We start from the raw sequence: 20,905 nt of genomic DNA, 5'->3' as shown, positions 1-20,905 counted from the left end.
TGCGCTGCTTTTGTGCTGCCCGGGACCGTTCACCGGCCCCGGGTCCGGCCCGGCCAGGCGGTGGTGACCCCGCCGGTCCCGCCGACCTCGCACCACACGGTCTTCCGGCCCGCCCCCTGCCGTACGCCCCTGATGTGCACCGTCACCGGCGTGCCCTCCCCGAGGTGCCGGATCACATGGCCGACTATCTCGCTCATACACAGCTGCACGTCCGCGCACGGCCACGCAAGTCCAGCCACAGCAGTGGCACCGGCGGCGAATGCATCGAGGTCGCCGACCACATCACCGGAGTGGTCCCCGTCCGAGACTCCAAGAACCCCCACGGCCCCGCCCTGGTCGTCCCCGCAGGGGCCTGGTCCGCGTTCGTCGGGGCGGTCAAATCCGCAACGTTTTGCCCTCGCGGAGCGCGGTGACGCGGCGGCGCGTCAGCTGGGGTACGTCCTTCACCGCCTGGTGGAACGCCCGGTGGTCGGCCTCGCCCGCCAGCCAGTCGTCGAGGTTCTGCCAGGCCGCCGCGTACCCCGTGGCCAGCCGCTGGACCAGCCTCGCGTCGAGACGGGTCACCCCGTCCGCCGCGGCCTCCCGCAGCACCCGCTGGCCCTGCTGGCAGTTCGCGTAGGGCCGGTCGAGAGCACGGTTCGCGTGGCGGAGCAGCCGCCGCAACTCCAGGTCGTGCTGGAGCGTGGTCAGCCGTTCCTCGATCGTGCGCGCATCGGGATGACCGTTCTGCGTGGCCGTTTCCTCCCGAACCAGCGGGGGCGGGAAACCCAGCGTGGAAGCCGCCACGGGCTGGCAGTTCGCCTGCAGGTAGCGGATGAAACTCACCCGGTCCTGCCATCTGCGTCTGCTGCCCGGATCGGCGATTTCCCATACCGACCTCCAGATGCTGCGCTCGGTCCGAAGCCATTCCGTCGCACGCTGAATGTCCGCGGCCCCCTGCTCGCAGCGCTGGTTCCAGACCTCCTGCATGAGCTTGGAGATCTCTTCGAGAAGCCGGTAGTCGTATGCCCGCAGTTGCGCTTCGGTACGGCTGCTGGGCGCGCTCTGCTCGAACGTCTCCGCGCTCGGGTACATCGTCCGCACGAAGTTGGTGAAGAGCGGGTTCCCGGGGTTCTCCGGGTCCCGTAGCAGCGTCAGGTCCGGGTCCTCCTCGACCAGCCAGGACCGTTCGACGGTGGCGGCCTTGCCCCGGGTGGCCTGTACCGCATGGTCGAGACGGGCGATGGCCCGCCTGACAAGCTTCCCCTGGTCGGTCGCTGCCCAGTGGGGGGCGTTCATGGCCACGGCATACACGCATGCCGCGTTGTAGTGCGTGTGCCAGTCACGACGGGCCCACAGAAGCGCCGAGAGACCGAGCCGCCAACGGAGGGACCAGATCGTCAGCCGCGCCCAGTCGAGCCGGCTGACCGGGAGACGCCAGGTGTAGGGCCACCGCCACTTGTACGGGGGCGTGGTCCGGGGGCCCTGCTTGATGGAGGCGTCGTACGCGCTGGTCGCCCAGGTCAGTTGCAACGGCGCCCACACCCTGCGGTTGATGTGGAAGGCGCCGCGGGTGACGGGCGAGGGCGCCCCGCGCACGCTCTGGTAGTAGGAGGCCGGCCAGAAGAACCGGACCCAACTCCACAACCGGCCGGGCCAGTACAGCCAGATGCGGGCCCAGGCGTCGTCCGCGGCGAGGCGTGCCGTCTCCTGCAGCGCGATGCGCTGCATCACCACCCGGAGTTCGGCCGGGTTCTTTCTCCGCAATGTCTTTTCGAGCGAATTCTGGGCCGCCTCCTTCCGCTCCAGCCGCCGTTTCCGGCGCAGCGGAATGCGCGGGGCCACCCCGAGGGCCGCCGGCCAGTAGCGGTCCACGAACAGCGGAATCAGGTTCTCGCAGGTCTGCCAGCCGTGGGCGCCCGCTCCTGCAACCCATTGCCGGGCGGTCGTCCCGGCCGTTCCCAGAATGATCGAATTGCGGTACCGGAGCCCGATCAGTTCCCGGTACAGGCGCGGGTGCAGGAAATAGCGCAGCCGCCGCGGATGCGGATTCCAGTGGCTCAGCCACAGCCGTTTGCGGTATCCGCGCACGCTCTGCCCGTCGAGGGTGAGCGCCCGCTGGCAGGTGTCCAGCGCATCGATGTGCAGCCCCATCTTCTCCTGCGTCTCGGCCAGTTCGGCCCGCAGGTAGGGATTGACCGGATCCAGGCGTACGGCGGTGAAGTACTGCTCCAGCGCCTCGTGGTGGCGGCCCGCACGGCTCAGCGCGTTCGCCTCCTGGTACGCCTCGTACAGCTCGGGTTTGATCTCCTGGCCCCACCAGCGGCGCCAGGGCGGCAGCCGGCCCGCGCGGGTGACCGGCAGCAGCGTGCTGATCGTCCAGCTGCCCGCCTTGCGGATGACGTCGTCCCAGTCGCTGCCCCAGACGTCCTTCGCCCGTGAGCCGCCGAAGAGGAACGCGGTGACCGTGACCGTCATGCCGTACGGGTCCGGCCGCCCTTCGTGGTACTGCAGGACGCCGCTGACGCGGTAGGCCAGCTTGGGGCGCAGCCGGCTGAGCAGCTTCGGCAGCGCGGTGCCCAGCTTGTCGGGGTCGATCTCGACGTCGCCGAGCAGCTCCAGGAAGGACTCGGCGGGGGCCTGCGCGGGGAGCGTGGCCGGCGGGTACATGCTGCTGTCGGAGAGCCGGCGGCGCAGCCTGGCGGTGAGGTCCACATCGCTCGGCTTCGGCGTGCCCTCCGGAGTGGCGTCCTCCAACTGCTGGACGTCCACGGCGCCGGGCTTGTACGCCAGCCATGCCCGCGTCGCCCGCCACAGGAAATACAGCAGCACCAGCAGGATCAGCACGAATGCCAGCCGCGAGCCGATCGAGGCGCCACCGGGCTTCGTCGGCTTGAAGACCGCGCCGAGCCCGCCGAAGACCTGGCCCGTGAAACCGACCAGCCCCCCGCCTCCCCAGGCCGGGCGGCCGTCTCCCGCCTGCCACAGGGCGGCGATCAGTCCGGCGAAGCCGAGGCCGCTCCACCACCACCAGCCCACATACCGGGGCGCCGGCAGCGGCGCCGAGAGGCTGCGTTCGGAATCTGCTCGGCTGTTGAACATGGCGGCGACGTAACGGCTCGTGCGCGGCACAATGGCTCGCGCGATCGTGTCAGGCTCAGGTCATGCCTCACGACCCACGCTACCCGCGGAGCGGGTGGTAGACAGGGCAACCAACGGGGCAGCGGGGAGGCGAGACGCCCGCCGCGATGACCCCGGGCGGCCGCCGCATGGCCGTCGGCCGGTCACTGCGGCGGCAGGGCCACCGCCGTCTGCATCTCGCAGGAGTTGCACCAGAACGCCCAGCCGTTCGCGTCCACGGCCCGCGAACCGCACGCCAGACACGGATCGCCCACGAAACTCGCGGCGACCCAGCCCCCGGCCGTCGCCGCCCGCCGGCCGGCCGCGGCGCACTCGTCGGCGTAACACGGAATGCACACCCCGCCCTGGCGCCCGGGCAGCTTCATCGACCGTATGCCGCAGTGGCAGCACGGCAGCCTGCCGACGTACTGCGCGTCCAGCCCGACCGGCTTCCCGTTCCTGCCGAAGGCCGCTGATGATCCTGCTGGCATGACGTCGCCTTCGTCTCCTCTACGCAAGGACGGTGCCGGTGCCGCCGCACCCGGAGCACTGCGTGGTGACCTTGTCGCCGGCCGGTGTTTCCCAGTCCACGGTTCCTCTGCCGCAGCAGTCGGGGCAGGGCTTCTGCGGAGGCAACTGCTCGCTCATTCTGCCCACGGTAGGGCGCGTCATGTTGTCATGTGACCACTTTCCGTGATCACTTTGGCGTGCATTTATCGCACATTTGTTTGTCGCGTCTCGGCTGTCCCAGGTGGCGCGCCGCTGCTCGTGTCGCCTGGCGTGCCAGGGCCGTCAGGCGTAATGCCCGCGCCGGGAAAAGTTCATCAACATGCCATGAGGCGACTGTCGGAAAGGCGCCGCAGGCGGCCGCATTCGGACGCGTGGCCCCATTCCTGTGGGCGGCCGGCCGCATTCGGAGGTGGGGCCGCATTCAGGCGTGCGGCCACATTCGGTCGCGCGACGAGATTCAGGCATGCGGCGAGATTCCAGCGTGTGGCGGCATTCGGAGGTGACATGTATGCGCCATGACACCTGGGCGCACAACGCGGGGGAAAGGTGGTGCATAAGGCAGGAGCCCCGCTCGCCACCGGAGTGGCGGAGCAGGGCTCCTTGGGTACTACGTTGAAGCGACCTGGAGGAATTCCGGGCCGGGCAACTTAGACCGGCGTGACGTTCTCCGCCTGCGGACCCTTCGGGCCCTGCGTGACGTCGAAGTTCACCTGCTGGTTCTCCTCCAGGGAGCGGAAGCCAGAGGCGTTGATCGCCGAGTAGTGGACGAAGACATCCGGGCCGCCGCCGTCCTGGGCGATGAAGCCGAAGCCCTTTTCAGCGTTGAACCACTTGACGGTTCCGGTAGCCATAAGCCCTCCTTGGGCCAAAGGGTTGCCCTGCTCCAGAACCTGCAAAGAAGTCTGAAACTACAAGAGCCCGCGGGTCACATGCTCCGCAGGCTCTGTACTGCAAGGGAAACCAAACTGCAACTTGCGCTGAGCGTAGCATGGTGGACTCGTGAGGCGGAAGAGCCAAAGATCACGTTTAACCGTCAGCACTAACGTCCATACGCCGCCCCCGGCGCCCCGGTCCACAACCACCGGGTCTAGCCTCCGCATGTGGACAATTCAACCTTCGAAGACGCACCCGCAGGAGCCGACGCCGACCACCGTCGCAGCCGGCCGCGGGTGGGCCACATCCAGTTCCTGAACTGCCTCCCCCTCTACTGGGGCCTCGCCCGCACCGGCACCCTCCTCGATCTGGACCTCAGCAAGGACACCCCGGAGAAGCTCAGCGAGCAGCTGATCCGCGGCGAACTCGACATCGCCCCCGTCACCCTCGTCGAATTCCTCCGCGCCGCCGACGACCTCGTCGCCTTCCCCGACCTCGCGGTCGGCTGCGACGGCCCGGTGATGTCCTGCGTGATCGTCACGCAGAAGCCGCTGGAGCAGCTGGACGGCGCCCGCATCGCCCTCGGCTCCACCTCACGGACGTCCGTACGCCTCGCGCAGCTGCTGCTCGCCGAGAAGATCGGCGTACGGCCCGAGTACTACACCTGCCCGCCGGACCTCGGCCTGATGATGCAGGAGGCCGACGCCGCCGTACTGATCGGCGACGCCGCACTGCGCGCCAACCTGCACGACGGCCCGCGGCTCGGCCTGGAGGTCCACGACCTCGGCCAGATGTGGAAGGACTGGACGGGCCTGCCGTTCGTCTTCGCCGTATGGGCGACGCGGCGCGACTACCTGGAGCGCGAACCGCTCGTGGTGCAGAAGGTGCACGAGGCCTTCCTCGCCTCCCGCGACCTGTCCCTGGAGGAGGTCGGCAAGGTCGCCGAGCAGGCCGCCCGTTGGGAGACCTTCGACGAGCCCGTACTGGAGCGCTACTTCACCACCCTCGACTTCCGCTTCGGCCCCGACCAGCTGCGCGGCGTCACGGAATTCGCCCGGCGGGTCGGCCCGACGACCGGATTCCCGGCGGACGTGAAGGTGGAACTGCTGAGTGCGGGCGGTTAACCGCTGAACGGAGGCCCCCGCCTCGGTGCCCCGTGCTCCGGTGCCTATGGCCTCCGCTCGGTGCCCTGTGCCCCGGTGCCTACGCCCTCCGCCTCGGGTGCCCTGTGCTCCGGTGCTCCGGGATCCGTGCTCCGGCGCCTGTGCTCCGCGCCCCCTGCCCTGTGGCCCACGCTTCGTGCTCCGTGCCCCACCGGCCCGCCGCCCCGGGGTCCTAAGCTGGGGCCGCCGTATCGAGGGGGAGGCGGGGCCATGGAGCCGCTGTCAGGGGAGGATCCGCGGGTCCTGGGCGGGTACCGGCTGCTCGGCCGGCTCGGCGCGGGCGGTATGGGGCGGGTCTATCTGGGCCGCAGCGCCGGCGGGCGCACGGTCGCCGTGAAGGTCGTGCACGCCCACTACGCCGTCGACGACCAGTTCCGCGCCCGCTTCCGGCGGGAGATCGAGTCGGCGCGGCGGGTCGGCGGCGCCTGGACCGCGCCCGTACTGGACGCCGACCCCGACGCCGCCGTCCCCTGGGTCGCCACCGGCTACGTCGCCGGGCCGTCGCTCACCCAGGCCGTCACCGAGTACGGCCCGCTGGCCGAACGCTCCGTACGGGTGCTGGCAGCCCGACTGGCCGAGGCCCTGGCCGCCGTCCACGCGCTCGGCCTCGTCCACCGGGACGTCAAACCGTCCAACGTGCTTCTGACGCTGGACGGCCCGGTACTGATCGACTTCGGCATCGCGCGGGCCACGGAGGGCACCGCCTCCCTCACCACCACCGGGGTCTCGGTGGGATCACCCGGCTACATGGCGCCGGAACAGATCCTCGGGAGGGACGTGGCGGGCGCCGCCGACGTCTTCTCGCTGGGCACGGTCCTCGCGTACGCGGCGACCGGCACCAGCCCCTTCCCCGGCGACTCCTCGGCCAGCCTGCTCTACAAGGTCGTCCACGAGGAGCCCGAACTCGGCCCCCAACTGGAAGGTGAACTGCGGGAGTTGGTCACCCGCTGCCTCTCCAAGAACCCGGCGGACCGCCCCGCCCCGGCCGACCTCGCGGCCCGCCTCACGGGCGAGGGCAGCGGCGCGGCCGACCTCGTACGAGCCGGCTGGCTGCCCGGCCCCCTGGTCGAACAGGTCAGCCGCCGGGCCGTGGAACTGCTGAACCTCGATCTGAACTCTGATGACGGTGACGGTGGCGGTGACGGTGGTGCCGGGGCTGCCGGGGCGTCCGGGGCGGCTGTGTCCGGAGGAGCTGGGGCGGGGGCGTTCGGGGCTGCGGAAGCCGGGTCGGGGGAAGCCGGGTCCGGACTGGTGCCGTTCGACCTGCCGGCGCAGGGGCCGGGAGCCGGCTACCCCGGCGGGACTCACCTCCCGACCGCCCCCGACCTCGCCGGCCTACCGACCGACACGGGCCACGGGACGGGCGGCGGCACGGGCCGTGGAATGGGCGGTGGCGCGGGCGGTGGAACGGGCCACCGCGGGGGCGGTGGCGCGGGCAGTGGCACGGGCGGCCCCATCCCGGGGCAGCCCGTTGCCCAGTCCGTTCCGCAGTCCGCTCCGCAGCCCTTTGCGCCACCCGTTGCCCAGCCCGTTGCCCAGTCCGTTCCGAAGGAGCGGAGGGTCGCGCTTACCGGGGCGGTCGGCGGCAAGGACCCGGACCGTCCGCGCCGGGTGAGCTGCACGCTCGTCCTCACGGTGGCCGGTGCGGTGGCCGCCGCGACGACCGCGGCCTTCGTCTTCACCCTGCTGCCCAAGACGGGCGGTGACGCCGCCGGCGGCGACCAGGCCGGCGCCAAGCCGCCGGCGACCGGCCACACACCCTCCGGCCGCCCCACCGACCCCGGTGGCTACGACGGCCCGCTCGCCGTCGCCAAGCCGTTCCTCGGCACCTGGACGGGCAGCATCACCACGTCGCACGGCATCCCCAACGGCACCATGACCAGCACCATCACCGCCGGCGGCAAGGGCGACTACGTCATCCACACCACCTACGACGCGGTCCTGGTGCGCTGCGAGGCCAAGGCAAAACTGGAATCCGCGACCGACCGGCGCCTGATCCTCATGGAGCGCCCCGACGGCAAACAGGGACCAGGCTGCACCGGCAACAAGTCCCGGGTGACGTACACGCTCGCCAAGGACGGCACCACGATCACGTTCGCCTCGGACGACCCGGGCGGCGGCACACCGAAGGCCACACTGACGAAGAAGTGAGTGACGGACTCGGCCGCTACTGACGAGAAGTGGGCGACGGGCTCGGCCGTCGCTGACGAAGAGCACAAGTTGCTCAGTGCCGGCTCGGTGACAGGTCAGTCGTCAGGTCAGTCGTCCGGCCAGCCGTCAGGTCAGTCGTCAGGGGCTGCCAAGGGGCTGTCGGTGGGCTGACGTACGCTGGGTCCGTCGTGATGCCCGCCTGCGAAAGGGAAGCCCCGGTGACCGAGAACGCCGACCTCCAGTCCGTACTCGACCGCGCCGCGCAGGGCGGCCGCATCACGCCGGAGGAAGCGCTCGACCTGTACCGCTCCGCGCCGCTGCACGCGCTGGGCCGGGCCGCCGACGCCGTGCGCCGCCGCCGCTACGCCGGCACCGAGCACATCGCGACGTACATCATCGAACGCAACATCAACTACACCAACGTGTGCGTGACGGCCTGCAAGTTCTGCGCCTTCTACGCCGCGCCCAAGGACACCGCCAAGGGGTGGACGCGGGACCTGGACGACATCCTGCGGCGCTGCGCGGAGACCGTCGAGCTGGGCGGCACCCAGATCATGTTCCAGGGCGGCCACCACCCCGACTACGGCGTCGAGTACTACGAGAAGCACTTCGCGGCCATCAAGAAGGAATTCCCGCAGCTGGTCATCCACTCCCTCGGCGCCTCCGAGGTCGAGCACATGGCCCGCATCTCCGGGGTGTCGATCGAGGAGGCGATCCAGCGGATCCACGCCGCCGGCCTCGACTCCTTCGCCGGCGCCGGTGCCGAACTGCTCCCCGCCCGTCCCCGTAAGGCCATCGCGCCGCTGAAGGAGTCCGGCGAGCGCTGGCTGGAAATCATGGAGGCGGCCCACAACCTGGGCGTCGAATCGACCTCCACGATGCTCATGGGCACCGGCGAGACCAACGCCGAGCGGATCGAGCACCTCCGGATGATCCGCGACGTCCAGGACCGTACGGGCGGCTTCCGCGCCTTCATCCCGTACACCTACCAGCCTGAGAACAACCACCTGAAGGGCCAGACGCAGGCCACGATCTTCGAGTACCTGCGGATGATCGCGCTCGCCCGGATCTTCTTCGACAACGTCGCCCACATCCAGGGCTCCTGGCTGACCACCGGCAAGGAGATCGGCCAGCTGTCGCTCCACTACGGCGCGGACGACCTGGGCTCCATCATGCTGGAGGAGAACGTCGTCTCCTCGGCCGGTGCGAAGCACCGCTCCAACCGCATGGAGATCATCGACCTGATCCGCAAGGCGGGCCGGGTCCCGGCGCAGCGCGCGACGACCTACGAGCACCTGGTCGTCCACGACGACCCCGCCAACGACCCGATCGACGAACGCGTCGTCTCCCACCTCTCCTCGACGGCCATCGAGGGCGGCACCGCCCACCCCGAACTGAAGCTCATCGAAGCCAAGTAGGCCCCCATGCTGACACTTCACCGAGCTCGGCGAGGTGTCCACTTCACCGACGCCGGCGACCCTGCCCTCACCGGCGACACCGGCGACACCGGCGACACCGGCGACACCGGCGACACCGACAGCGGCGCGGCGGTCGGTGAGGGCGGTGTGCCCGCCGGCCAACGTGGTGCGGTAGGCGAGGTCAGCGGCGCGATCGTCGACGTGAGCGGCCTGACCCCCGGTCAAAGTGATGTGCTCATCGGTGATGAGCTCATTGACGACAGCGGCGTGGTCGTCGACGGATCCCGCATCGCCGCCATCGGCCCGTACGACGAACTCGCCACGACCTACGGCGACCGCGCCCGCCTCCGTGACTGGAACGGCACCCTCACCCCCGGCCGCCACGAACCCCACGGCGCCGCACTGCTGGAGGCGGCCTACCACCCGGACCCGCGCGAGGCCGACGAACTCGGCACCGAACCCCTCACGGGCGAGGCCCTCGCGGCTCTCCACATGACCGAGGCCCGCTGGGGCGCCAGCGCCCGCCGCGGCCTGCAACGCCTCCTGGCCACCGGCACAACGGCCCTGACCGGCCCCTTCACCCGCCCCGCGGTCCGCACCGCCGTCCAACGCTCCGGCCTCGAAGAACTCCCCACCCCCCGCCCCCGAACCCTCCACGTGGGCGGCCCCGCCACCTTCGCCATCTTCGCCCCGGACGGCACCACCTTGGCCACCGTCCTCGCCGGCCGCCTGGTCCACCGCCGCCACTAGCCAACTCTCCTCACTCTGTGTAACGATACCGGGAACGAATAACTCTCCGTAATCGTTGCCTGAACAAGGAAGGAGGCAAGCGGCAAGGCACCCAGGCCCAGGCATCCCGGCCCCAGGTGTCCGGGCCCACCGCGCAGCGCATCAAGCAACCGCGCAGCCTCCTCGCAGCCCACCCCACCAACGCAGCAGCCGCCTCGGCGAACCTCGCCTCGGGGGATCTCGGGGGACCTCGTGGACGTCGCGGACCTCGCGATCCAAGCAAGGTCGCGGCAACAAGGGCCCCGCGGCTGGACGAGACGCCACGGCCCCAACGAGCCCCCGCGGCGGGAGGGGACGCCGAGGCCCAGCCGGAGAACCCGCCCCCCGGCCCCAGAACCCCTCCCCGAGAACCCCTCCCCCCAGCCGGGGGCCTGGGAAGAGGCGGGCCGATGGGTGGGCCTCCCGGAGGTCAAGGGCGTGCCCCGGGCGGGGTGCGGGCGGGGCACGGTGGAGAATGGCCGGGTGACCCGAGCATCCCTGGACAAGCAGCCGCACGAAGTCGCCGCGATGTTCGACGACGTGGCGGCGCGGTACGACCTCACCAACGACGTGCTCTCCCTGGGGCAGGCGCGGCTGTGGCGCAAGGAAGTGGAACGCGCGGTGGCCGCGCGGCCGGCCGAGCGGGTGCTCGACCTCGCGGCCGGGACCGGCACCTCCTCGCTGCCGTTCGCCCGGACCGGTGCGTTCGTCGTGCCGTGCGACTTCTCCGTGGGCATGCTGACCGAGGGCAAGAAGCGGCACCCGTGGTTGCCGTTCACCGCGGGGGACGGCACTCGGCTGCCGTTCGCGGACGGGGTGTTCGACGCGGTCACCATCTCCTTCGGCCTGCGCAACATCCAGGACACCGACGCGGCGCTGGCGGAGCTGTACCGGGTCACCAAGCCCGGTGGGCGGGTCGTCATCTGCGAGTTCAGCGAGCCGACCTGGGCGCCGTTCCGGACCGTGTACACCGAGTACCTGATGCGGGCGCTGCCGCCGGTTGCGCGGGCGGTCAGCAGCAACCCGGACGCGTACGTCTACCTGGCCGAGTCCATCCGCACCTGGCCCAACCAGCCCGAGCTCGCCGCGCGGTTGCAGGGTGCGGGATGGACGAAGGTGGCGTGGCGGAACCTGACCGGCGGGATCGTGGCGATGCACCGGGGCACCAAGCCGGCGTAGGCGTCTAGCGGGCCTGCGCGTCGAGTAGGCCTGGGCGTATTGGCCCGGCGGCATGGGTGTGTTGGCGTGAGGACTCCCCTGGGGGAGCCCTCAGTGGAGCCCTCGGGCCAATGCCCCGCCTCGGAGCGGCGCGGGGGCCCTGGCTGGTGCCGTGCCTCATGCGTCCCTGGGGAACCGGGGGTGGCGGGGTGGTGTCTGTAGGTTACGGTCGCTCGCGGTCGGCGCGGGCGATGTTTCCTTGACCTTCCCGGAGTCCGTCTTGTCGTCGTTCTGTCCGGATTGTGGTTCCGCCTCGCCGCCGGAGGCCCGTTTTTGTATGGGCTGTGGGCGGGAGCGGCAGGGTGTCGCCGCATTGTCCACCCCGCCATCACCGTCGGCGTCGCTGTCACCGGCGGCCTCGCCATCCTCGTCGCCATCAGAGTCGGCCTCGCCATCCCCCTTGCCATCAGCGTCGGCCTCGCCATCCCCGTCGCCATCGCCTGGGGCGGGGGCTGATGGTGGTGGGGTGTCAGGTGTGGCGGCTGGTGCGGCTGGTGCGGGTGGTGATTCCGTGCCGGCTGTGCCTGGGGCGCCGCCTGTGCCTTTCGTGGCCCCGTCTGTGTCCTCTGTCGTGCCACCCGTTCCTTCTGCGCCGCCTGTCCCGGGGGCGCCGCCCCGGCCGGGTGGAACCCCTGCCGCCTCGGGCGTTGGGGGGCTGCTGGTTCGGGTGGCCAAGGGGGATTGGCTGGCGGCGGTGAAGGTTGCTGTGTGGCCGACGTTGTTGTTGCTGGTGCTTGCCGGTGTGGCGGCGACGTTCTTGGCGGGCGATGGGCAGGATGCGCACTCGGGTGAGCCCGGGTGGGGCGTACGGATGCGGATCGCGCTGGCGTTGCTGCTGCAGGGCGTGGGCGGCGGCTTCACGATATCGGGCAACATGTCCGAATCATTCGGGCCGTTCGGTGGTCGGCTCGCGGGTGAGGCGACGCTGTCGCTGGTGCCGCTGGTGGTGACGGCGGCCTGGGCCGGGGTGTTGGTGTTCGCCGCTCGGCGGGTTCTGTTGCGGTCGGTCAGTGGTGCCGCCAGGGTTTCCGCGTCGTCCCTGGGCAGTTCCGTGGGGGCGCCGGGGGCCGACATGGCTGGTGTGGCGAATGCGGTCGGTGCAGCTGGTGTGGCCGGTGTGGCCGGTGCGGTCGGTGTGATGGAAGCGGTGCTGCGGGTTGCGGTGCTGTGTGGTGCGGGGAGCTTTGGGCTGGGGTTGCTGGCGCAGCCTTCGTACGACGGTGTGGAGTTGTCGTCGGCGCCGTTCCTCTCGCTGCTGTGGTCGTTCCTGCTGGCGGCCGTGGTTGCCGGGGTGGCGACGGCCCGGGCCGAGGCGGGGGCGTGGCTCGCCGCCCGGCCCGGGTGGCAACTGGCCGTCGGCGCGCTGCGTACCGCGCTGCTCGCGCTGCTGATCGTGGCCACCCTGGCCGGGATCGTCACCGTCGTGACGCTGCTCGCCACGGCGAAGAAGGACATCGACGGCGGCGCTGTAGTGGCGATGCTGGTGCTGCTGCCCAACATCGGTGCGCTGGCCCTCGCGGTGGCCTGGGGCGCGCCGCTGAACGCGGAGTGGACCCTTCCCGACATCCCGTTCCTCGACCCCTCGGGTCGTCAGTCGATCGGCTACGGCGAGTTGGCGGACCAGGGCGGCGGCTGGGTGCTGTTCGGGATCATCGTCGGCGGGCTGGTCTGTGCGCTGCTGGTCGGTTTTCTGGTCGTACGGCGCAGCGCCGACCGTCGTGAACAGCTGCTGTCCGCAGGCTTCTTCGTGGCTTCTCTGATGGCGCTGGTGCTGGTCGCGGGGGCGAGCGCGAGCGCGGCGTTCCAGGCGGGCGGTGGCTACGGCGGAGGCTATGGCGAGGGCTACGGCGGTTACGGCGGGGGATACGGCGGGGGATACGGCGGCGGTGATGCCCTGGGTGCTCATGGCGAGATCGGCGTGGGCGGTGCGGAGACGCTGCTGTTCGCGCTGTTGTGGGTGTTCGGGGCGGTGGTGGTCGTTCCGTATCTGCGGAGGATGACGGGGGTCAGGGCCGAGGCTGGGGCTGGAGCATCACTCGCTGCTGGGGCAGGGGTCGCGGGGGCGCCGCCCCTGATGTCCCCAACATCCCCGACGTCCCCGACGCCCCCGACATCCCCGATGTCCCAGACGCCCCTGCCGGCGCCTGGGTCGGGTGCGGCTCCCGGGCCTGGGGCTGCGGCTTTCGTTCCAGCTCCGGCAGCGGGCGGTGCTCCCGCCCCCTCCCCGGCAGCAGGCGGTGCTCCCGCCTCGCCCCCTGCCCCGCCGACCGCTGCCCCCTCCGCTGCCCCGCCGACCGACGCCCCACCCACCGACGCCCCGCCGACCGACGCCCCGCCATCCGATGTCTCGTCCACCGATGCCCCGGCCCAGGCGCGGCCGCGGGCCCGGGTCGTGAAGTGGGTGGGGCTGGCGTTGGCCGCGTTCCTGGTTGGTGGGGGTGCGACCGCGGGGGCGCTGTATTTCCTGGCTCATCGGGACGCCGGCAACCATCAGGACGCCGGAAGGCAGAAGGACGGCAGCGACCAGAAGGACGGCAGCGACCAGAAGGACGGCAGCGACCAGAAGGACGCCGGCAACCCCGAGTCGGACACTGCCGGCAAGGCCGGTGGGGCCTCGGGCTCGACGTCCCCGTCGCCGTCCCCCGCCCCCACGGTCACCGCTGACCCCGCGGGAGGCCCCACCCCGGGCCCGACTGCCGGGCTCCCCGACGGGTTCGTCCAGAAGTACGACCCGTACGGGTTCTCGCTCGCCGTGAAGAGCGACTGGACGCGTTCGGTGAAGGGCACGCAGGTCGACTACACGGCCCCGGTCGGTAAGCAGTACCTGCGTATCGGGGTCATCGCGCACGCCCCGTCCTCGTCGTACGGGAACTTCGTGAATCTGGAGAAGGGCGCCAAGAAACGGACGAACTACCAGCGGGTGGAGCTGAAGAAGAACACCTTCGCCCATCGTCCGGGCGCTCGCTGGGAGTTCACGTACGTCAACGACACCGGGAACACCGTGCACGCCATCGACCAGGCGTACGTGGCCGAGGACGGGACCGAGTACAGCGTCTATTACGAGTGCCTGGACGCGCTGTACGACCCCGAGAACGACAAGGTCTTCAGCACGGCGCTCAGCACGTGGTCCGTCAGCGACGTGGACGTCGACTAGCGGTGGAGGAGGCGGAGGAGGCGGAGGAGGCGGAGAAGGCGGAGAAGGCGGAGGAGGTGGGGGAGATGGAGGACGGGGCAGAGCCTGGCACACCCACCCTGCCCCGCCCCCTCACCCTCTTCCGCCCCCTCGCCCTCTTCCGCCCCCTCACACCTCCAGTCGGTAGCAGTGCGTCGTGTGCCCGCTCACCGGTCTGAGCAGGGTTTCGGCGTGGTGCATGCCCAGGCGGCGGGTGACCGCGATCGAGCGGGTGTTGCGGGCGTCGATCACGGCGACGACGTCGCGTACGCCCGCTGTGCGTACGGTTTCCAGGGCGGCGGTGGCCGCGGCGCTGGCGTAGCCCTTGCCCCAGTACGCGCGGCCGAGGCGCCAGCCGATCTCGATCTCACCCACCGGCCCCCAGTCCCTGGGCCAGGGCTGGGCGCCGGTGAAGCCCATGACGGCGCCGTCGGCCGGGTCGAGCAACGTGTAGAGGCAGAAGCCGAGTTCGGCGTGGTGGCGGCGCTGGCGGGCGGTGAGTTCTTCGTAGAAGGAGAGTTCGGCGGGGGCGCCGCCGTGGAATTCCATGACCTCCGGATCGTTGAAGACCCGGTGCCAGTGCAGCGCGTCCTCGTCGGTGGGCACGCGGAGTTCGACGGCGGGCAGCGGCAGGTCCGGGCGGGGCCGCCCGGGCACGGCCGACGGGTTCCGGGAGGTGATCGGCGGGGTAGCGGGCGCGGTCGGCGGGATCTGGGACGTCATGGCACAACCCTTCGGCTTCACGGCACAACCCTTCGGCTTCATGCGACAACCCTTCAGGTGTTGATCACCGGGGCCCCCATAGACTGCACATGCCCGGTGCCGGTCGGCACCCAGATATCCAGATATCGACTTTCGGGAGACACCGCCGTGACCGAGTCCGCGTCCGAGCCCGCGCCCGAGTCCGAGTCCGCGTCCGGGCCCGCGACCGATTCCGTGACCACTGCCGCCCCGAAGAACACCGCCGTCCCGGCGAACGCTGCCGTCCCGGAGACCACCGCCCTCTCGGAGAACACCGCGGATGTGATCGTCGTCGGTGCCGGTCCGGCCGGTTCGGCCACCGCGTATCACCTCGCCAAGTCCGGGCTGGACGTGCTGCTGCTGGAGAAGACCGCGTTCCCGCGGGAGAAGGTCTGCGGTGACGGGCTGACGCCGCGCGCGACCAAGCAGCTGGTGGCGATGGGCATCGACATCTCGGAGGAAGCGGGCTGGCTGCGCAACAAGGGGCTGCGGATCATCGGCGGCGGCTCCCGGCTCCAGCTGGACTGGCCGGAACTCGCCTCCTTCCCGGACTACGGGCTCGTCCGTAAGCGCGACGATTTCGACGAGCAGCTGGCGCGGCAGGCGCAGAAGGCGGGCGCGCGGCTGTACGAGCGCTGCAACGTGGGCGCGCCGATCGTGAACGAGCTGACCGGCCACATCACCGGTGTGCACGCCAAGCTCGGTGAGGAGAAGACCCCGGTCACCTTCCACGCCCCGCTCGTGGTCGCGGCCGACGGCAATTCCACCCGCCTCTCGCTGGCGATGGGCCTGCACCGCCGCGAGGACCGTCCGATGGGCGTCGCGGTCCGTACGTACTTCACGTCGCCGCGGCACGACGACGACTACCTGGAGTCCTGGCTGGAGCTGTGGGACCGGCGCGGGGCGCAGGACCGGCTGCTGCCGGGTTACGGCTGGATCTTCGGGATGGGCGACGGGACGAGCAACGTCGGGCTGGGGGTGCTGAACACCTCCGCGTCGTTCCGGGAGCTGGACTGGCGGGAGATCCTCAAGGCGTGGTGCGCGTCGATGCCCGAGGAGTGGGGCTACACGCCGGAGAACATGACCGGCCCGATCCGCGGCGCGGCGCTGCCGATGGCCTTCAACCGCCAGCCCCACTACACCAAGGGGCTGCTGCTGGTCGGTGACGCGGGCGGCCTGGTCAATCCGTTCAACGGTGAGGGCATCGCGTACGCCATGGAGTCGGGGGCGATCGCGGCCGAGGTGATCGTGCAGGCGCAGGCGCGTGCCACGTATGCGCAGCGGGAGCTGGCGCTGCACCGGTACCCGAAGATCCTCAAGGACACCTACGGCGGCTACTACTCGCTCGGCCGGGCCTTCGTGAAGCTCATCGGCAACCCGAAGGTCATGCAGATCGCCGCCCAGCGCGGGCTGACCCATCCGCTGCTGATGCGCTTCACGCTGAAGATGCTGGCCAACCTCACCGACCCCACGGGCGGCGACGCGATGGACCGGATCATCAACGGGCTGAGCAAGGTGGCACCGAAGGCGTAGCGGGGGGCGCGACGCGTCCACGACCTCTGACAGGGCGGCCGGAAAAGCTTCCGGCCGCCCTGTCGCATGACCTCATGGCCACTGACCCCGGGGTCACATGACCTCATGGGTAATTGAGCCGCCGGGGGCCTGCCGCGAAGCTTGTGTGCGTCAAGGACACCGGGCGGCAGGGGCCGCCCGCAGCGGGGAGGAAGCGGCATGTTCTTCGAGACGCACGACGGTACGCAGCTGTGGTACGAGGAGTACGGCACCGGCGAGACGCTGGTGTTTGTGGCGAGCTCGATGCTGAACACCGAGATGTGGGAGTACCAGCTCCCGTTCTTCGCGGAGAACGGCTTCCGCTGTGTGGCGTTCGACCGGCGTGGTCACGGTCGTTCGGACCGGCCCTCCGGCGGGTACGACATCGATTCCACCGCTGACGATCTGGCCGCGCTGCTCGACCACCTCGACCTGCGGAACGTCACCCTCATCGGGCACTCGCTGGGCGGCGCGGAGATCGCCCGCTATCTGGCGCGGCACGGCTCGGAGCGGGTCAGCCGGGCGGTGCTGATCGCGGCGATGCTGCCGTTCCTGGCCGGTACCGAGGACAACCCGGACGGGGTGCCGGAGGCGGCGGTGGCGGCGACGATGGCGCAGTTGCGGGCGGACCGGCCCAAGTGGCTGACCCGTCAGGCGCAGGCGTTCTTCGCCACCCACCTGGGCAACGAGGTTTCCCCGGCCCTGGTGGAGCACACCCTGGCGCAGTGTCTGTCGGCCTCACCGTGGGCGACGCTCCAGGCGCAGCGGGAGTCGCTGTTCAACGATCAGCGGGCCACGCTGCCGGAGATCGACGTCCCGGTGCTCGTCATCCACGGTGCGGCCGACGCCTCCGCCCCGGTGGAGCTCACCGGCCGGCGGACCGCCCGGCTGATCCCCGGCGCGGTCTACGAGGAGTACCCGACGGCCGGGCACGGCATCTACGCCAGCCACCACGAGCAGCTCAACGCGGATGTGCTGGCCTTTGTGAAGGGGTGAGGTGCGCGCAGGGGTGACGCGGGGGTACGCGTAGGCGAGCCGGCCGGGGCATGGGCCCCGGCCGGCTCGCGTGCGTCAATGAACTGTGCCCGGATTGATCCCTATAGGGCAGGCTTTAGTGTGAGTTCACCGGATCCAGGCTCGGGTTCGCGTTCGCGTTCGGGTTCGCGCTCGGGATCGCGGCGGGGTTCCGGTCGTGCCGCGGCTCCGGACTCGGGTCGCGCCTCGGTTCAGGGTTCCGGTTCGGGTCCGGCAGCCGACGGGCCGGGTCCGGGGAGAGCCGGCGGGACGGGGCGGTCAGCCGTTCCGCGCCGGGCGGGACCGGCACCGCCGCGAAGATAGCGTTCTGCTTCTGCTGGAGCTCGCGGACCTTCTCGGGTGGGGTGCCGGGCAGCCGCTGCTCCTCGTAGAGCTTGTGCGTCTCCAGTTGGGCGGCCTTGCTCTGCGGGGTGTGGAACTGGACCTCGAAGAGCTGGTGGGAGCGGGGGGCGCGCCAGGCGGAGTTGATCGCCTTGTAGCCGTCGGTGCGGTCCCAGGTGTTGGACCAGCGGGTGGAGTCGTTGCCCCAGGCGGACAGCAGCGCGGAGGCGGTGGTGACGCCCTGGCCGTATTTCGCGTCCGGCCACTGGAGCGTGAACCGGACCGCGTCGTTGATCGCGCCGAGCGAGGCGTCGACGGTCCGTCCCGGGGTCTGCCGCATCGCGGTGGCGACCTTCCGCTTCAGCGAGTCCGGCGACTTCAGCCGGTGGTCGAACCCGACGAGTTCGGCGTGGCTGATCTTGGCGGCGGCGCGGACCTGGGGGCTGATGGAGCGCTCGGCACGGCGGGCGCGGGCCACGAAGGCGTCCACCTTCTTGTTGTCGGCGGCGTTCAGCGACAGGCCGTCCTGGTGCCAGCCGCCGTGGTCCGTGCCGGCGGCGGCCGTGGCGGGGAGGGCGCCCAGGCCGAGGGCCGTGGCGAGGGCGGCGGCCGTGGCGGCCCGGCCGGCGAGGCCGGGGTGGCCCGGGTGGCGGGCGGGACGCGGGTGGGTCGTCCGGAGGGGCGGGCGGGTGATCGTACGGGTGGTCGTGCGCGTGGTCATCGGTGCGCGGGATCCCTCTCTCGTGCCCGGTGCGGGGTACGGACATGGCGAGAGGTGCAACGGCGCGCACCGCCCCTCGGTGACGCGCGATACGGACGACCAACCCGAATTCCGGACAACCACCCTCCGGTGCCGCGCAAAAGACCGCCGCTTGCCACGCGAAAGACCGCCCCTCCCGAAGGAGAGGCGGTCCTCGTACGGTCCTCGTACGGTCCACGTACGTGCTGGTGCTGCCGGAGCCGATGGCCCGACGGGGGGTCCTACAGGACGCGCACCGCGCCGGTCGGCATGTCGTAGCTGAGCGGGCGCTCGACGATGCCGCTGCTCGGGTTCTGGGCGCCGATGAAGTTGCCGTTCCCGACGTAGACGGCGACGTGGTAGGCGCTGCCGGCGCTGCCCCAGTAGAGGATGTCGCCGACCTGGAGGTTGTCGAGGCCGACCTGGGTGCCCTGCGTCGACTGGTCCTGCGACACGCGCGGCAGGTCGATGCCGATCTGGCTGAAGGCGGCCTGGGTGAGGCCGGAGCAGTCGTACGAGGAGGGGCCGCTGGCGCCCATGACGTACGCCTTGCCCAGCTGGGCCTTGAGGAAGGAGACGAGGGTGGCGGTGGAGCCGGTGGCGTGGGACGTCGCCGACAGGGCGGTCCGCTCGGCGGAGCGCGAGGCCCGGGCCTGGGCGGCCTCCTTGGCCTTGCGGGCCTCCTCGGCCTTCTTCTTCGCCTCGGCCTTGGCCTTCTTCACGGCCTCGGCCTTGTGCTTCTCCGCTGCCTTGGCGGCGTGCGAGAGGGCACTGTCCTGGAGCGCCTGGCGCTCGTAGTTGAACGCGACCTGCTCGGCGGTGTCGGCGCTCTGGGCGGCGCTGGTTGCCAGCGCCGTCGTGATCGTCGGCATCTCCTGGGTCTCGGAGACGGGCTTTTCCGCGGCGTTGGCCGGCACGGTCGCGCCGGTCACCGCGAGGGTGAGGAAGCCACCGGTCACACCCGCGCGCAGCGCCCGGGAGGACGCGGAAGGGCGGCGGGGCTTCCGGTGGCTGGGTATGAGTGCGTTCGGGGACATGGCCCAACGGCTATCAGGAGGCGCTGGTTGCTGCCAACAAGAGTGCAGTGCGCCACACTTGACGCGTACGCGATGAATAAAAGGGACTTTTTGCCGCTGACGGCTCCGCCGGCGGGATGTCCGAATTTCGCGATCATGTTCCTACGCACGGCATTTGAGGGTCCGTAGGGGCTCCGAGGGGGCTTACCACTTCCCTACGCGCCACGCCAAGGCTTCCCAGGCGTCAAGGACTTACTGCACGAAATAGCGTGGGATAGGTCACTCTTGAGTGTCCGTTATGTTCCCGTGATCCGGGCCGTTATGCCCCCGTGACCCGACAGTGGCCGGAGTTCGTGAACGTGGGCACGTGCCGGCGATCACGGCGGGGTCACGAGCGGGTCACGACCACGAGGCGGCCCGCCTATATCAGTTGGGGCGGCCGCTCGCCAATTTGCCCTGGGCGGGCACCACTTGATATTGGCCATTCCGCGCTGACCAGCGGTAACCCGTGTGAATGTCACCTCTGGTGATCACTCGCGTGCTTCACGTATGAAGATCACCGCTCATCCGGCTTCATGATCCTTCGCCGGGTGGTGAAGATCACAAAGGCGTTGTTCACCCCCGTGTCGCAGATCACAGACCAGCAGGCATAAGATGCAGGCGGTTCGGGCTTGTGAACTGCCTCACATGTGCACGATCTCCGAGGGGCGGCGAGCGGGCCCGGGCGGACCGCCATCCAGTCATCGTCGACTGAAGGGAGCGAGGACGGTGAACGCTTACGCGCCCATCCTCGTACTAGGAGCCCTCGGGGCAGGCTTTGCGATCTTCTCCGTCGTCATGGCCACGCTCGTCGGGCCCAGGCGCTACAACCGGGCCAAGCTCGAGGCGTACGAATGCGGGATCGAGCCGACGCCACAACCGTCCGGTGGCGGCCGCTTCCCGATCAAGTACTACCTGACGGCGATGCTCTTCATCGTCTTCGACATCGAGATCGTCTTCCTCTATCCCTGGGCCGTCACCTTCGACGCCCTGGGACTGTTCGGGCTCGTCGAGATGCTCCTCTTCGCGCTCACCGTCTTCGTCGCCTACGCCTACGTATGGCGTCGCGGCGGCCTGGAATGGGACTAGGG

At 70.5% G+C, this 20,905-nt stretch carries 17 protein-coding genes and 1 pseudogene; 10 read left to right on the top strand and 8 right to left on the bottom strand.

Annotation, left to right across the window (positions count from 1 at the left end):
- Positions 1–29: 29 nt before the first annotated feature.
- Positions 30–197 (bottom strand): hypothetical protein, encoded by a 168-nt coding sequence (locus AB0E02_RS32335; protein ID WP_362146009.1) that lies wholly within the window; start codon positions 195–197, stop codon positions 30–32.
- Here AB0E02_RS32335 and AB0E02_RS32330 point away from each other — a divergent pair.
- A complete protein-coding gene (locus tag AB0E02_RS32330; protein ID WP_362146006.1) occupies positions 177–413 on the top strand; it encodes a DUF397 domain-containing protein in 237 nt (78 codons plus the stop codon). The two genes, AB0E02_RS32335 and AB0E02_RS32330, sit on opposite strands and share 21 nt — an antisense overlap.
- Here AB0E02_RS32330 and AB0E02_RS32325 read toward each other — a convergent pair.
- The 4 genes from AB0E02_RS32325 to AB0E02_RS32310 all read right to left on the bottom strand — a co-directional run bounded on the left by AB0E02_RS32325 (position 376) and on the right by AB0E02_RS32310 (position 4,460).
- Positions 376–3,081: a hypothetical protein gene (locus AB0E02_RS32325; RefSeq protein WP_362146004.1), complete on the bottom strand. Its 2,706-nt coding sequence runs from the start codon at positions 3,079–3,081 to the stop codon at positions 376–378. The genes AB0E02_RS32330 and AB0E02_RS32325 overlap by 38 nt on opposite strands.
- A 182-nt stretch (positions 3,082–3,263) precedes the next feature.
- Positions 3,264–3,590, bottom strand: coding sequence for a hypothetical protein (locus tag AB0E02_RS32320; protein ID WP_201810546.1), 327 nt, complete (start codon positions 3,588–3,590; stop codon positions 3,264–3,266).
- A 19-nt stretch (positions 3,591–3,609) separates the two neighbouring features.
- Positions 3,610–3,747: a hypothetical protein gene (locus tag AB0E02_RS32315; protein ID WP_158745259.1), complete on the bottom strand. Its 138-nt coding sequence runs from the start codon at positions 3,745–3,747 to the stop codon at positions 3,610–3,612.
- A gap of 509 nt (positions 3,748–4,256) precedes the next feature.
- Positions 4,257–4,460, bottom strand: coding sequence for a cold-shock protein (locus AB0E02_RS32310; RefSeq protein WP_003984261.1), 204 nt, complete (start codon positions 4,458–4,460; stop codon positions 4,257–4,259).
- Positions 4,461–4,709: 249 nt separating this feature from the next.
- Between AB0E02_RS32310 and AB0E02_RS32305 the strand changes: the two genes are divergently transcribed.
- The 6 genes from AB0E02_RS32305 to AB0E02_RS32280 all read left to right on the top strand — a co-directional run bounded on the left by AB0E02_RS32305 (position 4,710) and on the right by AB0E02_RS32280 (position 14,354).
- Positions 4,710–5,606: a menaquinone biosynthesis protein gene (locus AB0E02_RS32305; protein ID WP_362145999.1), complete on the top strand. Its 897-nt coding sequence runs from the start codon at positions 4,710–4,712 to the stop codon at positions 5,604–5,606.
- Between the two features lie 249 nt (positions 5,607–5,855).
- Entirely contained in the window at positions 5,856–7,796 is a 1,941-nt protein-coding gene (locus AB0E02_RS32300) for a serine/threonine-protein kinase (RefSeq protein ID WP_362145996.1), read from the top strand.
- A gap of 218 nt (positions 7,797–8,014) precedes the next feature.
- Positions 8,015–9,214, top strand: a complete 1,200-nt coding sequence (gene mqnC, locus AB0E02_RS32295) for a cyclic dehypoxanthinyl futalosine synthase (protein ID WP_362145993.1) — start codon at positions 8,015–8,017, stop codon at positions 9,212–9,214.
- Positions 9,215–9,424: 210 nt separating this feature from the next.
- Positions 9,425–9,964: a hypothetical protein gene (locus AB0E02_RS32290; RefSeq protein WP_362146072.1), complete on the top strand. Its 540-nt coding sequence runs from the start codon at positions 9,425–9,427 to the stop codon at positions 9,962–9,964.
- Between the two features lie 501 nt (positions 9,965–10,465).
- Positions 10,466–11,161 (top strand): demethylmenaquinone methyltransferase, encoded by a 696-nt coding sequence (locus tag AB0E02_RS32285; RefSeq protein WP_030417166.1) that lies wholly within the window; start codon positions 10,466–10,468, stop codon positions 11,159–11,161.
- Positions 11,162–11,894: 733 nt separating this feature from the next.
- Positions 11,895–14,354: a hypothetical protein gene (locus AB0E02_RS32280; RefSeq protein WP_362145989.1), complete on the top strand. Its 2,460-nt coding sequence runs from the start codon at positions 11,895–11,897 to the stop codon at positions 14,352–14,354.
- Between the two features lie 147 nt (positions 14,355–14,501).
- On the opposite strand, the gene AB0E02_RS32275 is transcribed toward AB0E02_RS32280, so the two are convergent.
- Positions 14,502–15,095: a GNAT family N-acetyltransferase gene (locus AB0E02_RS32275; protein ID WP_362145986.1), complete on the bottom strand. Its 594-nt coding sequence runs from the start codon at positions 15,093–15,095 to the stop codon at positions 14,502–14,504.
- A gap of 300 nt (positions 15,096–15,395) precedes the next feature.
- Between AB0E02_RS32275 and AB0E02_RS32270 the strand changes: the two genes are divergently transcribed.
- On the top strand, positions 15,396–16,646 hold the full coding sequence (locus tag AB0E02_RS32270) for a geranylgeranyl reductase family protein (protein ID WP_030416189.1): 1,251 nt from the start codon (positions 15,396–15,398) through the stop codon (positions 16,644–16,646).
- Positions 16,647–16,844: 198 nt separating this feature from the next.
- Complete coding sequence (locus tag AB0E02_RS32265; RefSeq protein WP_201810528.1) at positions 16,845–17,660, top strand: alpha/beta hydrolase; 816 nt, start codon at positions 16,845–16,847, stop codon at positions 17,658–17,660.
- A 262-nt stretch (positions 17,661–17,922) separates the two neighbouring features.
- Here the strand turns inward: AB0E02_RS32265 and AB0E02_RS32260 are convergent.
- Positions 17,923–18,627, bottom strand: a pseudogene (locus AB0E02_RS32260) (ATP nucleotide 3'-pyrophosphokinase); the annotation flags it as partial.
- A gap of 374 nt (positions 18,628–19,001) precedes the next feature.
- Complete coding sequence (locus AB0E02_RS32255) at positions 19,002–19,796, bottom strand: NlpC/P60 family protein (protein WP_362145983.1); 795 nt, start codon at positions 19,794–19,796, stop codon at positions 19,002–19,004.
- Between the two features lie 747 nt (positions 19,797–20,543).
- Between AB0E02_RS32255 and AB0E02_RS32250 the strand changes: the two genes are divergently transcribed.
- Entirely contained in the window at positions 20,544–20,903 is a 360-nt protein-coding gene (locus AB0E02_RS32250) for an NADH-quinone oxidoreductase subunit A (protein WP_030262580.1), read from the top strand.
- Positions 20,904–20,905: the final 2 nt, after the last annotated feature.

It is taken from the genome of Streptomyces sp. NPDC048196, from assembly GCF_040652715.1.
Classification (GTDB): domain Bacteria; phylum Actinomycetota; class Actinomycetes; order Streptomycetales; family Streptomycetaceae; genus Streptomyces; species Streptomyces siderophoricus.
Note: the sequence above shows the minus strand (reverse complement) of the source record. Positions and strands in the feature narration are given on the sequence as shown.